At 68.2% G+C, this 13,816-nt stretch carries 11 protein-coding genes; 6 read left to right on the top strand and 5 right to left on the bottom strand.

The annotated features are described in order from the left end of the window. Positions 1 to 40: 40 nt before the first annotated feature. Entirely contained in the window at positions 41 to 724 is a 684-nt protein-coding gene (locus KEG38_RS03075; protein ID WP_272417459.1) for an RNA polymerase sigma factor, read from the bottom strand. 232 nt (positions 725 to 956) lie between these two features. On the opposite strand from KEG38_RS03075, the gene KEG38_RS03080 reads away from it, so the two are divergent. Then, on the top strand, positions 957 to 2,297 hold the full coding sequence (locus tag KEG38_RS03080) for an ATP phosphoribosyltransferase regulatory subunit (RefSeq protein ID WP_272417460.1): 1,341 nt from the start codon (positions 957 to 959) through the stop codon (positions 2,295 to 2,297). Here KEG38_RS03080 and KEG38_RS03085 read toward each other — a convergent pair. Then, positions 2,259 to 3,209, bottom strand: a complete 951-nt coding sequence (locus tag KEG38_RS03085; protein ID WP_272417461.1) for a DUF6882 domain-containing protein — start codon at positions 3,207 to 3,209, stop codon at positions 2,259 to 2,261. The genes KEG38_RS03080 and KEG38_RS03085 overlap by 39 nt on opposite strands. 249 nt (positions 3,210 to 3,458) lie before the next feature. Here KEG38_RS03085 and KEG38_RS03090 point away from each other — a divergent pair, with 249 nt between their 5' ends. Together KEG38_RS03090 and KEG38_RS03095 are read left to right on the top strand one after the other, a co-directional pair. After that, entirely contained in the window at positions 3,459 to 5,099 is a 1,641-nt protein-coding gene (locus KEG38_RS03090; RefSeq protein WP_272417462.1) for a PAS domain S-box protein, read from the top strand. A gap of 35 nt (positions 5,100 to 5,134) precedes the next feature. Further along, complete coding sequence (locus KEG38_RS03095; protein WP_272417463.1) at positions 5,135 to 6,016, top strand: endonuclease/exonuclease/phosphatase family protein; 882 nt, start codon at positions 5,135 to 5,137, stop codon at positions 6,014 to 6,016. Here the strand turns inward: KEG38_RS03095 and KEG38_RS03100 are convergent. Beyond that, positions 6,003 to 6,392 (bottom strand): Smr/MutS family protein, encoded by a 390-nt coding sequence (locus KEG38_RS03100; protein WP_272417464.1) that lies wholly within the window; start codon positions 6,390 to 6,392, stop codon positions 6,003 to 6,005. The two genes, KEG38_RS03095 and KEG38_RS03100, sit on opposite strands and share 14 nt — an antisense overlap. 67 nt (positions 6,393 to 6,459) lie before the next feature. Between KEG38_RS03100 and KEG38_RS03105 the strand changes: the two genes are divergently transcribed. The 3 genes from KEG38_RS03105 to KEG38_RS03115 all read left to right on the top strand — a co-directional run bounded on the left by KEG38_RS03105 (position 6,460) and on the right by KEG38_RS03115 (position 11,675). Then, positions 6,460 to 9,645, top strand: coding sequence for a serine/threonine-protein kinase (locus tag KEG38_RS03105; RefSeq protein WP_272417465.1), 3,186 nt, complete (start codon positions 6,460 to 6,462; stop codon positions 9,643 to 9,645). Positions 9,646 to 9,822: 177 nt separating this feature from the next. Next, a complete protein-coding gene (locus tag KEG38_RS03110; protein ID WP_272417466.1) occupies positions 9,823 to 10,680 on the top strand; it encodes a hypothetical protein in 858 nt (285 codons plus the stop codon). 173 nt (positions 10,681 to 10,853) lie between these two features. Then, complete coding sequence (locus tag KEG38_RS03115; RefSeq protein ID WP_272417467.1) at positions 10,854 to 11,675, top strand: hypothetical protein; 822 nt, start codon at positions 10,854 to 10,856, stop codon at positions 11,673 to 11,675. A gap of 56 nt (positions 11,676 to 11,731) precedes the next feature. Here KEG38_RS03115 and KEG38_RS03120 read toward each other — a convergent pair whose 3' ends face one another. After that, the gene (locus KEG38_RS03120; protein ID WP_272417468.1) at positions 11,732 to 12,832 is read right to left on the bottom strand and encodes a serine/threonine-protein kinase; all 1,101 of its coding nucleotides are present in this window, start codon (positions 12,830 to 12,832) and stop codon (positions 11,732 to 11,734) included. A gap of 234 nt (positions 12,833 to 13,066) precedes the next feature. Beyond that, positions 13,067 to 13,531 carry a hypothetical protein gene (locus KEG38_RS03125; protein WP_272417469.1) on the bottom strand — a complete coding sequence of 155 codons (465 nt, stop codon included), beginning with the start codon at positions 13,529 to 13,531 and terminating at the stop codon, positions 13,067 to 13,069. Positions 13,532 to 13,816: the final 285 nt, after the last annotated feature.

The following is a 13,816-nucleotide window of genomic DNA, read 5'->3' on the forward strand; positions in this document are numbered from 1 at the left end:
GGCGTTGCGTACGGGAGGCCGCACAGGGGTGGGTGGGGCGTCACCCAGCCGTCGGTCCCCGGCGCTCGACCGGGCCGAATCCCGCCTGCAGCTCGCGACCATAAGGTGTCGCGTTCAGAATGGCGCGCAGGCGCAGGCGCGCGCGGTGCAGCCGCGAACGGACGGCACTTTCGCTCACCATGAGTTTCTGGGCGATTTCCTGGAGCCCGAGGTCCTCGTGGTAATGCGCCATCACCACGTCCCGATAGTCGTTCGGCAGTTCGCCCAGGGCGAGCCGGACGAACCGCTCGCGCTCGGCCACGCTCGCCGCGTCGTCTTCGAGCGCCGGGGCGCGCATCGTGGGCAGAACGCTGAGGTCCTCGAGGTCGAGGCCGCCGACGAACCGCGCCCGCTGACGCCTCTGGGAGCGCATCAGCATCAGAGCTTCATTCGCCGTGACCCGGAAGAGCCACGTGGTGAAGCTCGAATCGCCGCGGAAAGAGCGAATTCGTCGGATGACCTGGAGGAGCGTCGATTGAACGAGATCGAGTCTGTCTTCGTCCGAGACGGGATACCGAGCGAGCTGCCGCTCCACATGCGGTCGGATGGCACGCGTGAGCGCGTCGAGCGCCACGGTGTCGCCATTCTTGACGCGCTCGATGAGCTCGCTGAGCCGGGCCTCGGCCCCGGCAGGCGCGGGCGGTGCCGCGGAGGTACGCGTCGTCGTGACGGCCTGGACGGCCATGAGAGCCTCCATCGCCAGCGCATTCCCGGCACTTCGTGGGCGCGCCTGGCAGGTGGTCGGAGTTAGCAAGTCATCTGCCAGGCATGGCAGGTCGGGATCCGCGCGAATGGCTGGCGCCGCTGGCACGTCGGGGCGTGAGGTATGTGCCTCCGCGCCTCGCGGATCGCGTGGGCCATCGCAGCGAGGGCACAAACGATGCGCACGGATTGCCCAGCCGCGGTATAAGCCCGGCGTGGACCGTTCTGGCTCTCCGCCCAAGGCGCTATCGCATCCGCTGCCCGCCGGGATGCGTGATCTCTTACCGGAGGAGACGCGAAGAAGGCGCGCGCTCGCCCGGGCAATTCTCGACCATTTCGCTCTGCACGGATACGACCCGGTCACGCCCCCGGCGTTCGAGCTGGCCGAGGTGCTGGAAAAAGGCCTCGGCGCCCTCGACCCCGGCGACGTTCTGCGCTTCGTGGAGCCGGAGTCGGGGGAGGTGTGCGCGCTCCGTCCCGACATGACGCCGCAGATCGCGCGGATGGTGGCCACGCGCCTCGCCGCCGAGCCCGTGCCGATCCGGCTCTGCTACGAAGGGACCATCGTCCGGCGCCGCCAAGGTCGCGCCAAGAAGCACCGGCAAATCCCGCAGGCCGGCGTGGAGCTCTACGGCGCGCCGTCGCCGGAGGGGGACCTCGAAGCGCTGCGGCTCCTCGCCTCGGTGACGCGCGCGGTGGGCCTCGAATCGTTCGTGATCGACCTCGGCCACGCGCTCATCGCGCGCGCCCTGGTCGACGTGGTGCCGTCGCCGCTCGACGTGGAGGTGACGGACGCGCTGGCGCAGAAGGACGCCACGCGGCTCCGGGCGCTGCTTGCGGGGCGGGAGGCTTCGGGGGTGCCGGCGCGCGTGGCGGACGCGCTCGTGGCGCTGCCGGAGCTCGCGGGCGGGGCGGAGGATCGGCCGGGCGAGGAGATTCTCGCCCGCGCCGAAAAACTGTTTGCCGGGACGAGGGCGGAGGGGCCGCTCGGCGAGCTTCGGGCGCTCTGGGAGACGGCGCGTGGGACGGGGGAGAGCGGGCTCGGGGACGTCTTGCGGCTCGATCTCGGCGAGGTGCGGGGCTTCGCGTATTACACGGGGCCGATCTTCCACGTGCTCGCGCCAGGGCCGGGCGAGCCCGTGGGCGCGGGGGGGCGATACGACGATTTGCTCGGGCGTTTTGGTTTGCCGCTGCAAGCCGTGGGGTTTGGTCTGCACCTCGACGCGATTGCGCGGGCGCGGGAAGCCGCGGGCGTGCGGGAGGAGCGGCCGCTCAGGGTGCTCGTGTCCGCGGATCCGCCGGGGGAGGCGCTGGCCGCGTCGCTGCGAGCACGGGGCATCGCGACGGCGTTTCACGCGTCGGGGGCGGATGCCTTGCGATATGCGGCTGCGCATCGGTTCTCGCACGTCGTGACCGAGGGGAACGACGGGGCCGTGCAAATCATCCGGACGGACAAACCCGAGGCCGCGGTGGAGATCGCGGCGGGCGCGGGGGGGGTGGATGCGATCGTGCGGGCCCTAGGCGAAGAGGCGCCACTCGTCGACGAGCAGCCCTAGCGCCTCGTCGAGGCTACCTGCGAGGTCCGGCGAAAGCCATTCCGACGACGAGGCGCCCTTCGCGACCGACTCGAACGACGGCACCGGCACCTTGCCCGCGAGCTTCTCCAGCCGTTTGCCCGTCCGCGCGAGCCGCGAGACCCAGTCCGTGCTGCGGTAGGCGTATTCGGCCTCGTGCAGGAGCGCGCTGCCCACGCGCGCGAGGCGCTCGCGCACCACCACGGCGGGCTCCGCGCCCGAGCGGATCGCCCTGCGACTTGCTTCGAGCTCCAAGAGAACGAGGCCCGCGGGCGAACCGGGCGTGAACGACGCGCTGATCGGCTGGAACGAGAGGTCCGAGAGCGCGAGGAAGTACCACGAGTGCGGCGCGGCCACGCGGTAGAGCCATTCGGCGCCCGAGGCCTCGGCCGCGGCGATCGCCACGCCCCAGGCTTCTTCCTCGTCGACGTCGTCCCGCTCCGTCGGCAGCCGTTCGACCGGACGCACCGAGGCCGCGCGCAGGAGCGGATCGGCCCAGGCCATGGTCAGCGAGGACGTCGTGGGCGCGTAGCTGCAGAGCGCGCGGGCGCGGGCCTCGGCCGAGACGCGTCCGCGCGGGTCGAGCCACACGAAACGTCCGTCCTTCAGGTCCACGCGATACTCGTGGTCCTCGGCGCCGTGCGCGGCGAGCTCGCGGAGCAGCGCGGCCCCGCGCTCGGCCCACTTCTTGACGAGCGACGCGTCCGCGGCGGGCGGAGGCTCGGTGCGTGCGGACCGAACCTCGGGCATCTCGGGCGCGTTCGGCGCGAGGGCAGGCTCGTCCCCGGGCCTTTTCGCGGCGGCCTTCGAGGTCGTCTTCCTTCCGACCTTCGTGGCCTTTGCGGCGGCCTTTTTCGTGGGCTTTGGCTTCGATCCTGCGCGCGCCTTGCTCATCGTGCCTCGAAGGCAGCGCGGATCGTGGCCGCGCTCTGCCACCATTTTCAACGAATCCCCACGTTTGTCACGCCCTTAGTTTTTGGCTCTCCCAACGAACGCCCCGGTCGAGGTGGCCCAGCACGCCCGCCATGCGTGGCGTGTCACGCCCCTGGCGGAAGCCCCGCGAAATCCTGCTCCGGTCTTGGCTTTCGGATCCCAGTTGCGTGGTGCACGTCCCTTGCGCGATCCTGCGAATACGATAGGCCCATGGTCACCTCTACAATCGCCCCCGCCCCACCGCTGCCGTTCGATGCGCCTACGTTTTTCGCGCAGTCGAAGGATGTCTGCGTGGTCTACGACGTGGCGCGGCGGTTTGTCTATGCAAACCCGGCGGCGACCGCGCTGTTCGCGTTCGAGCCGGCGGCGCTCGCGGGCAAGTCGCCGCGGGATCTTTATGGGGACCGGGCTTCGAGCATCGAGCAGTGCGTGGAGCGCGCGTTTTCGAGCGGCGAGGTCGTGCAGGTGGTGCACAAGATCCGCGGCGGATCGGGGGAGGTCGTCTACCTCGACACGAGCTACACGCCGATGCGCGGCGCGGACGGCGGCGTTTCGTTCATCGTGTCGATCGGTCGCGACATGACCGACACCTCGGCGCGCTGGCGCGAGCTCGAGGACACCGTGGCCCGAAGGACGCGTGATCTCACGGCCATGGAGTCGCGCTTCGACGGGCTGCTAAGGAACCTCCAGATCGGCCTCATCATCCGCGGGCCGCGGGGGGAGATGCGCTTCGTGAACCGCCGCGCGCTGGAGCTACTCGGCTTGACCGAGGCGCAGATGCTCGGCCGCGCCCCGAGCGATCCGGGCTGGGCGATGCTCGACGAGGACGGCAAACCCTTGCCCCCCGACCAAGCCCCGATGGCGCGCGCCCTCGGGAAAGGCGAGTCGCTTTCGGCCATGATCATCGGCGTGGATCGGCCGAAGACCGCCGATCGCGTGTGGATCCTGGTCAACGTGATGGTGCAACGGGGCGCGGACGGCGCGATCGAGCAGTACGTCGCGACGCTCAGTGACGTCACCGAGGCCCAAAAAGCCACGCGCGCGCTCGCCGAGCGTGAGGAGACGTTCCGCCTCCTCGCCGAGACGATCACCGACGTCTTCTGGATGACGAACGCAGACGAACACGGGCTCGTGTACGTGAGCCCTGCCTACGAGAACGTGTGGGGCCGGCCGCGGTCGGAAGTATACGAAGACCGTTCCAATTTTCTCGAAGCGATTCACCCCGACGATCACTCGAGCGTCCTCGAAGCGCTGCCGCTGCAGGAGAAGGGCGAATACGATATCGAATATCGGGTCGTGCGGCCGGGCGGGACGATCCGCTGGGTGCGGGATCGGGCATTTCCGGTAAAGGATGCGTCGGGGAAGGTCGTGCGGCTCGTGGGGCTCGCGACGGACATCACCGAGCAGCGATCGACGTCGGAGCTCATCCGGCGGCAGGCGGACGCGCTGCGGGAGCTGTCGACGCCGCTCGTGCCGATTGGACAGGGTGTGCTCGCGATGCCGATCGTGGGTGTGCTCGATTCGGCGCGGGCGCGGCAGGTGCTCGAGACGCTTCTCGAAGGGATCGTGGCGCATGCGGCGGAGGTCGTGATCCTCGACGTGACGGGCGTGGGCGTCGTGGATGCGCAGGTGGCGAGCGCGCTCGTCTCGGCGACGCAAGCGGCGCGGCTGCTCGGCGCGGAGGTGCTGCTCACGGGCCTGCGGCCGGACGTCGCGCACACGATCGTCGGGCTCGGGCTCGATCTCGGCACGATCGTGACGCGCTCGACGCTGGAGATGGGCATCCGCTGGGCGCTTTCCGAGCGAAAGCGCGGGAAAAACGCTTCTTTCAGGAAAGGAAGCGGCAAGTAGCCGGGCGCACGCGAATTGCTTAGGATGATTTCCCGATGGATGACCAAAGGCCCCTGTCCGTTCGGCTCGCGACCTGGAACTGCTTCGGCGCGCCGCAGAGCCTCGAAGATTTTCTGGAGGGCCGGCCTTTCTGGCCCGAGCGGTTCGGCGCGCCGGCGGTGATCGAGGCGCTCTCGCGCTTCGACATCGTGTGCATCCAGGAGAACTTCGTGGGCGGGGTGCACGAGCGGCTGGAAGCGCTGCGGACGGCGGGAGGTTTTTCCGAGCTCTGGCACGATCCGCCGGGTCCCTGCGCGGTGACCAAGACGCTCGTCGGCGCGGGCCTCGTGATCCTCTCGCGTTTCCCCGTGAAAGCGCGTTTTTTGCGATTGCCGCACGGCGTGGGAGCGGACGGATTCGCCCGGAAGGGCGCCGCGCTCGCGGAGGTTCGTTTGCCCGGCGGGCGCGAGCTTTTCCTGGTGAACACGCATTTGCAGGCGGACGACGGGCGCGTGTCGCCGGAGGAGTGCCTCGCGGTGCGAAAGGCGCAGGTCGAGGAGCTCTGCGAGGCGCTGCGGGAGCCGCTTTCGAGCGGCGTGCCCACGGTGCTCTGCGGGGATCTGAACGTGCCTTGCGGAACCCGCGAATACGAGGGTTTGGCGCGGCGGCTCGGCGAGAGCTTGACGGACCACACGGCGCGCGCGGGGCTCTTGACGTACGATACGGAGTTGAACGACGTGGCGCGGGCGTTTCACGAGGGCGGCCCGGAGCGGGCGCTCATCGATTACGTGTGGACGTCGCGGCGGGCCGCGCCGACGCAGATCGCGATGGAGTTCGTCGCGCCGCTCGGCGAGCTTTCGGGTTGTCCTCCAAGGTATGAGGGCCGAGCGTTCGCCTCGGATCATTTCGGCGTGGGCGTGACGGTCACGATCGATTGACGCGGAGCCGCGCGATCGTCGCGCCCCAGCCGCCGCGCGTGGCCGGGGCGTCGCGGAACGATTCGACGAGCGGGTGACGCGCCAGGATCGATTGCACGACGCGCCGCTGCACGCCTTTGCCGCGGCCGTGAATGAGCCGCACCTCGGGAAAACCCCGCGCGTGGGCCTCGTGCAGATATTCCTCCACGACGGAGGGGATGTCGCGGGGCGCAAAGCCATGCAGGTCGATCGCGTCCTCGATCGGGAGCACGGCGATTGCGTCGGGGTCGGGCAAAGGTTCGTCGTCCTCGGCCTCGTCGGGCGCGGGCGCGGGCGGCTCTTTCGGTTTTGCCGGGGAGAAGAGGCGCGCGAGGTGGTCGAGGAGGGCGCGGAGCATGGCCGGGGGGACAGGGTATCACGTGGACCTGTCGTGGCCGCCTTCGCGCGTGTATCTTCCCGGTCCCATGTCGGCGGAGGACGGAGGACAAGCGGAGATCGGGCACGCGTCGACGGTGCCGCTCGTCCTGCCCGGCCCGCCGGCCGAGCGGCGGGGCGTGCCGCCGTCGCTCTCGGAGCGATACCAGGACATCACGTTCGTCGGCGAAGGCGGGATGGGCACGGTCTACCGCGCCATGGATCCGCGCCTCGGCCGGACCGTGGCGCTCAAGCTCTTGAAGGGCGACGATCCGGAGCTCTGGCGACGATTCCTGGGCGAGGCGCGGGCGCAGGCGCGCATTCAGCACGAGCACGTTTGCCGCGTGTACGAGGCCGGGCAGGCCGACGGCGAGCCGTACATCGCGATGCAATTCATCGACGGCGAGCCGCTGTCGCGCTGGAAGGATCGGCTGACCTTGGAGCAGCGGGTCAAGCTGATGTGCGAGATCGCGACGGCGGTGCACGAGGCGCACCGGCTCGGGATCATTCACCGGGACATCAAGCCGGGGAACATCCTCGTGGAGAAGCGCGAGGACGGTTCACTCAAGCCGTACATCATGGATTTCGGATTGGCGCGGGAGGTCTCGGAGCGCGGACAAACCCGCACGGGCGCGGTGGTCGGCACGCCGGCGTACATGCCGCCGGAGCAGGCGAAAGGGGACGTGCGGGCGATGGATCGGCGCTCGGACGTGTTTTCGCTGGGGGCGACGCTCTACGACATGATCGTCGGGCATCCGCCGTTCATTGCGGAGCACCCGTGGAAGCTCTTGATGATGGTGGCGTACGAGGACGCGCCGACGATCGGGAGGGTGCAAAAGGGGGTGCCTTCGGAGCTCGAAACGATCGTGATGAAATGCCTCGAGCGGGATCCTTCGAGGCGATACGATTCGGCGCGGTCGCTCGCGGAGGATTTGCAGCGGTTCCTCGACGGCGAGCCGATCCAGGCGAAGCGCGCCTCGGTCGGATACTTGCTCTGGAAGAGGGCGCGCAAGCATAAGCTGGTCGCGGCGCTTCTGGCGCTCGGCGTCGCGTCGTCGCTGGGGTTCGGCGGCGTGTGGGTGCGGGCCCAGCGGCAGGCGGCGGAGCAGGCGGAGCTCGCGCGGGAGCTCGGCGAGGGCGTGAAGGAAATGGAGCTGTTCCTGCGGGCGGCGTATGCGTATCCGCTGCACGACGTGGAGCGGGAAAGGGACGTGGTGCGCGCGCGGCTCGCGGAGATCGAGCAGCGAATGGCAGCCGCGGGGAAGGTGGGGGAGGGGCCGGGGCATTATGCGATCGGGCGTGGATATCTCGCGCTCGGGGATCCGGAGGGGGCGCGGGAGCATCTGGAGAGGGCGATCGCGGCGGGGTATTCGTCGCCGGATTTGCGATATGCGCTCGGGCGGGCGATTGGCGAGATCTATCAGCAGGCGCTCGCCGAGACGCGGCGGATCACGAACGAGGAGGAGCGGCAGAAGAAGGTCGCGGAGCTTTCGAGGGATCTCCGGGATCCGGCGCTCGGGCATTTGCGGGCAGCGATGGGGGCGCGGATCGAGGTGCCGGCCTACGCGGAGGGGCTCATCGCGCTGTACGAGGGGAAAAACGAGGAGGCCGCGGCGAAGGCGCGGGAGGCATTCGAGAAGGCGCCCTGGATGCACGAGGCGAAGAAACTCGAAGGGGACGCGCTCTTCGCGGAGGGGAGCAAGTATCGGCATGACGCGGCGTTCGATTACGAGAAGATGAAATCGTATTTCGAGCCTGCGGCGAGGGCGTATGCGGCCGCGTCGAACATGGGGCGGAGTGATCCGGAGGTGCACCGGGCGGAGTGCGAGTTGTGGGAGAAGATGGGGTGGGCGGCGCTGAACAGCAACACGAACCGGCAGGTCCCGTTCGAGGCCGGCGTCGAGGCTTGCAACCGGGCCGTGCAGGCGAGCAGCAGGGATGGCAGGTCGCTCGTGCAGCGCGCGTTGTTCCTCGTTGCGCGGGCCAATGCCGTATCCGGCAGCAACGCAAAGGATTCGGCGCTGACCACCGCCCAGGATGCGGTCGACGCTGCCGGGGAGGCCCTGCGCGCGCGACCGCAGGACGTGATGGCTCATTATGCGGTCGCCGTGGCTTTGTACGAGCGCGCGAAGCACCTGGATACCCGAGGTCAGGACGTCCCGATCGAGGACGTCATCCAGGCCTATTTGCGCGTCCAGGAGCTCGATCCGTTGTTCACCTGGTCGTACAACGAGCTCGGGCAGGTGTACATCCTCGCCTCCGACATCGACCGCCGAAAAGGCCGGGATGCCAGGGGCGCGCTGGAGAAAGCGAGGCGACAATTCGAGCGCGCTCTCGCGCTGGACCCCCGGTTCTCGATCCCCGCATTCATGCTCGTGGAGGTGCTCGCGATGCTCGTGGACAACAGTCTCGAGCGGGGGGAGGCCGCCGACGGGCACGTGAAGGCCGCGCTCGACGCCTTGGCTGCCCTCGACGAGCGAAGCGCCGCCGATCCGTGGCGCACGGCTTATTGGAAGGCGCGCACGTACCGAATCCTCGGCGGTCACGAGCTGGCCCTCGGCCGCGACCCTCGGCGATTCACCGAGGCCGCCATCGACGCCATCCGTAGATTCGCGGGGGAATCACCGCGGGACATGTTTTTTCTCATCGAGGTGGCGAGGTGCCGGCAGCTCTCGGCCGAGCACGCGCTGCGCGAGGGCCTCGATCCGAGCTCTCTCCTCGGTGAGGCACGGCGGCGGGTGGGGGACGCGGCGGCCATCAATGGCGGCGCGAACATGGCGCTGCGCATCCTCGACGCACGCATCCAGATCCTGACCATTCGCGCCGAAGTGCGGCGTGGCAGCGCGACCGCATCGAGCTTCGACACCGCTTTCATGATCATGACCCCCGTCCTGGAGGAGGCCAAGGAGCAATCCACGCCTTACCAGATCATGAGCGAGGTGTATGGTCTGCGAGCGCAATGGTCGGCGAGGTCCGGTCAAAGCTTCCAGGCGGACCTCGCCGAGGGCCTCCGCATGGCAGAGAAGGCGCTCGCCAAGAACCCGCACATGGCAACTGCGTATGCAGCGATGGGGCAACTCCGCCTCGTGCAGGCACGCACGTCGCGGGTCGAGAGGGAGCGCGTGGAGGCCGCGCGCCGCGCGAAGGAGGCCTTCGATGCGGCGCTCCGGGAGAACGCGCTCTTCGCGCGGAAGTATGAGGACGAACGGAAGGAGATCGGCGCTCTCCTCCCGTGAACGTCGCCCGAGTGGCGGGCTTGCATGCCGTGGCCAGCATCGCCTGCAGGGACCTCCCCGCAGGGGTCTGCGCCATGAGCCCGAGAACCCACGAAAAGCCGCGCCCGTGCCGGGCTGGGGTACGTGGCACGAGCTGTGCTACCCGTTCCCCACGTCGTTCTTGAAGAGGAGCCCCCCATGCTGAAATCGCATTGCTTTTCCTTTGTCGTGGTTGCTGCCAGCGTCGCCTTCATGGGTTGCGCGGCGCCCGAGGCGGAGAATCCGGTTGGCGCCGACGATTTCGCGGTTGGCCTGGAGACGCAAGATCCCGGCGACCCCGATCCCAGGCCGCCGGGCAGCAACAACCTGTTCAACCCTGGTTGCTTCTGGAATCCCAACATCCAGGCGGCCTACCGGCTCCTCGCGCAGAAGCCGCTTTACGTGGATGCGCAGGGCAATATTTCCGATACCATCTCGTACCTGGACCAGGTCACGTCCGCGTGCAGAAACCAGGCCCTCAAGTATCTCGCCCGGTGTGCATTGCCCGAGGGCTCCTCGATGACGGATCCGGATACGAACATCACGTACAACGGCTGGCTCGGCCTCGCGGATCAGTGGAAGACGCAGGTGCTGAGCAGCGACAACCAGTGGTGGGTCACGTCTTGCCTGCTTGAGCACCTCAATGGGTACGGGATCGAGGTCCCCATTCTGCTGCAGGGAGACCGCTCCGAACTCCAGCCGACCTCGGCGCAGATCACGGAGTTCCAGGTGCCCGAATCGCGCGCGTGGGGGAACCTTTTCGCGCCGAATTTCGTTGCCAACGTGTGTTACTTCACGAACATGGCGACGTCTTGCTACGTGAACCAACTCTTCGACGAGCGCATCTGCGACACGAGCCCGTATTGCAATCTCAATCTCGTGGGGAACTGCAACACGGCGTGCTTCTACAACCCGATCGGCGGCTTTTTGCACTGCGGTTCGTCCGGGAACAAGCACATCAGCGTGCGCGTGAAGGATTACGACTGGTACGGCTCCGATTGCGAAATCCCGGAGTGAGCCGCGCCGCGCTGCTCCACGGGGGGTGATGGCGCGGGCCTGCGCCTGCTGCAGGCCCGCCCCCGCAGTCGCCCGCCCCGGGGCGCGAGGCTTCCTCGAAAAAGCCTCACGTTGGAAGGATCTCGCCCTTGGCCCGGAACGTGCACGTCCCCCGTCAACACAAGGAGATCCCCATGACTGCAATGCGCTCATTTGCCATTCTTACCTTGCTGACCGGCACCTTTGCCTCCGGCTGCGTGGCCGCGAACTCGAATCCGTTCGAGCAGGACGATTTCGCGGTGGGCCTCGAGACGCTGGGGCCGGACGACAATCCGCCGGGCAACACCAATGGCTTCAGCGTCGATTGCTTCTGGAACCCGAGCGTCCAGTCGGCGTACAGGAACCTCTCGCAGGAGCCGCTCCACAATGATGCGGAGGGCAACCTCCCCGAAGGCGGCGTCGCGGATCTGTCCGCGGTCTCGAACGCGTGCAGGAGCGAGGCCCTCAAATACCTCGCGGAGTGCGCATTGCCCAGAGGCACATCGATGACGGACCCCGATACGGGCATCACCTACGCGGGTTGGCTCGGGCTCGCGGGGCAGTGGCGGACGAGCTCTCTCAGCAGCAACAATCAATGGTGGGTCACGTCTTGCTTGCTGGCCCACCTCAATGGATACGGCATCGTGATGCCCATCCTCCTCCAGGGAGATCGCGCGGAGCTCCAGCCGACCTCGGCGCAGCTTACGGAGTTCCCGGTGTCGGAGTCGCGCGCATGGGGGAACCTGTTCGCGCCGAATTTCGTCGCCAACGTCTGTTACTTCGATGACGTGGCGGACACTTGCGACGCGGAGCAACTGCTCGACGAGCGCCTTTGCGGCACGAACCCCTCTTGCAATCTCAACGTCGTGGGGAACTGCGACTCCGCGTGCTCCTACGACCCCCTGGGCGGCGTCTTGCAATGCGGTTCGTCGGGGAACAGGCACATCACCAGGCGCGAGGAGGGGTACGACTTGTAAGCTCCGATTGCGACAGTCCGGAGTGCGCCGCGCCGCGAAACGTCCACCGCCTGCTTCTAACGGCCGACCAGGAAAAACGCCGCGATGGCGAGGACCATGATCGCCATCGCGGCCGCCATCCACGCTCGCCTTGCCGCGCCCGCCCGCGCGGTCTTCACCGTCTCCGCCGACCGCTCCGTCTTCGTCTGTGGGAGAGCCGCCGGGTTCGTCGCGACAACCTTCCGCTCGTCCTCGATCACGGAGGTGAGCGCTTCCTGCCGCAAGGAAAAACCTTCGGGCAGGAGCGGGCGGAGCGCGTCGCGCATCGCCTCGACGGTCGGAAAACGGTCCTCACGGACGTGCGCCGTCGCCTTGTCCACGAACCGCGCGATCTCGGCCGGTACCCAGGGCGCGGCCTCCGCGAGCGGCGGCGGCGGCTGCGTCGTGATCGCATAAAGCAGCTCCACGAGCGATTTTACGTGCGCGTGCGGCGGTGCCCCCGCGAGCATCGCGTAGAGCGTCACGCCCATCGAATACACGTCGCAACGCGCGTCGACCTTCTTGGGATTCTCGATCTGCTCGGGCGCCATGTAGAGCGGCGTGCCGATGACCTGCCCGCTCTGCGTCATCGATATCGCGGGCGCCGTGAGCGCGCCGCCCTCACCCACAGCCTCGGGCGTGCGCCGGATCTTGGCGACCCCGAAATCGAGGAGTTTTACGGTGATGTCGCCGCCCTCGCCCCGCGCGAGGAAGAGGTTTTCGGGCTTGATGTCGCGGTGAATGACGTTCACCGCGTGCGCTGCCGCGAGCCCCTCGCAAGCCTGCGCGAGAATTCGAAGCGCGACGTCGGGGCGGAGCGGGCCCAAGCGCCCGAGGAGCGCGCGCACATCCTCGCCGTCGAGCAGCTCCATCACCTGGAACGGCACGCCGGTCTCGGGATCGTGATCCACCGCCAAGGCCGCGACGACGTGCGGCGAGGCGAGCGAGCCGGCGATACGCGCCTCCTGCTCGAAGCGGAGCAGGTCCGGATCGTCGGGGGCGAACGGGCGCACGTGCAGCCACTTGATCGCCACGGGACGGCCGGTCTTCGTGCTCCTCGCCTCGTAGACGGTCCCCATGCCGCCTTGACCCAGCACGCGGACGATCTCGTAGTCGGTGAGGAGCTGCCGACCAATCATCCGGGGGCATGGTACCGAGCGCCCGACGAAGAGCAACTGCTTCGGGCGAGCAAGTATGGGAGTTCGTGTTCTCCGGCTTCGTTCGGGGAGCTCCTGCCGGCTGACGTCGACAGTGTAATTCTGGCTGCACGGTCCTCTAAGCACGAGGGCCGGTACGGGGTCCCGGCGGACCTGCCGTCGGCGCGACGCCGCGCGCGATTGAATGCCGAGGAGCGTTCGAAACGAAGGGCGGATTCAGCGGACCTGGGCGGGCGGCGTCAACGCCGCGACTTTCGTGCATACGCCGTCAATCATCTCGCAGCGATAGTCGGGCGCTGTCGGGCTGAAATAAGGCAGACAAGGGATCAAGTGATTGAGCCCCTCGAAGCACGCGCCTGCGTCGCCCACGCAGATCGGCCTGCGATCGCCGACCTGGTTCGGCCGGTCGTCCCAGTCGAAGCGGTACCAGTCGCCGCGCGTGATTGGCGGGTCAGCCGGAGACACCGAGAACGGGAGCGGCTGGGGCCGCGCCTTCACGCACCCACTCCACGTGCCACACGTGTTGAGGCTCAGGCACGCAGCTTCGTTCGACCCCGAGGACGGCGCATCCGCGTCCGTGCTGGTCTGCGCGTCAGGCTTCGCCGTATCCGGCACGCCGCGACACGCCGGCGCGAGCGTCGCCGCGACCGCAGCCGGCAAGAGCAAGGAGGCAAGCCTCATCGCGCCGTGATGCTATCCGCGCCCCGGATCGGCGCACAACGCGCCGCACGCGTTGGGTTCGTGCTCGGCCTCATCGCGACCGCGCCGCATTGGGGGCAATGCCCCTCGCCGACGTAATTCGTACTTCCGAGGTTCGCGCTCGTCGAGATACTGCCTCCACAGCGTCGCCCGCTCGCGAAACCATATCTTGCGGGTCGGAGAGAGCATCCCATCGGGGTCCGGCGCCTTGATGGGGTAGACCCTGTCTCGGTTCTGGACCATGACCTCGTGCGTCGTGTCAGAGTA

It is taken from the genome of Polyangium jinanense (genome assembly GCF_028435265.1).
Taxonomy (GTDB): Bacteria; Myxococcota_A; Polyangia; order Polyangiales; family Polyangiaceae; genus Polyangium; species Polyangium jinanense.

What these genes read in the sequence shown, in the direction of transcription:
- KEG38_RS03100 (WP_272417464.1), bottom strand. Translation starts at nt 6,392, where the DNA reads ATGCTCCGCGCCCTCCTCGACCACCTCGCGCGCCTCTTCTCCCCGGCA.
- KEG38_RS03110 (WP_272417466.1), top strand. Translation starts at nt 9,823, where the DNA reads ATGCTGAAATCGCATTGCTTTTCCTTTGTCGTGGTTGCTGCCAGCGTC.
- KEG38_RS03105 (WP_272417465.1), top strand. Translation starts at nt 6,460, where the DNA reads ATGTCGGCGGAGGACGGAGGACAAGCGGAGATCGGGCACGCGTCGACG.
- KEG38_RS03125 (WP_272417469.1), bottom strand. Translation starts at nt 13,531, where the DNA reads ATGAGGCTTGCCTCCTTGCTCTTGCCGGCTGCGGTCGCGGCGACGCTC.
- KEG38_RS03075 (WP_272417459.1), bottom strand. Translation starts at nt 724, where the DNA reads ATGGCCGTCCAGGCCGTCACGACGACGCGTACCTCCGCGGCACCGCCC.
- KEG38_RS03090 (WP_272417462.1), top strand. Translation starts at nt 3,459, where the DNA reads ATGGTCACCTCTACAATCGCCCCCGCCCCACCGCTGCCGTTCGATGCG.
- KEG38_RS03095 (WP_272417463.1), top strand. Translation starts at nt 5,135, where the DNA reads ATGGATGACCAAAGGCCCCTGTCCGTTCGGCTCGCGACCTGGAACTGC.
- KEG38_RS03085 (WP_272417461.1), bottom strand. Translation starts at nt 3,209, where the DNA reads ATGAGCAAGGCGCGCGCAGGATCGAAGCCAAAGCCCACGAAAAAGGCC.
- KEG38_RS03120 (WP_272417468.1), bottom strand. Translation starts at nt 12,832, where the DNA reads ATGATTGGTCGGCAGCTCCTCACCGACTACGAGATCGTCCGCGTGCTG.
- KEG38_RS03115 (WP_272417467.1), top strand. Translation starts at nt 10,854, where the DNA reads ATGACTGCAATGCGCTCATTTGCCATTCTTACCTTGCTGACCGGCACC.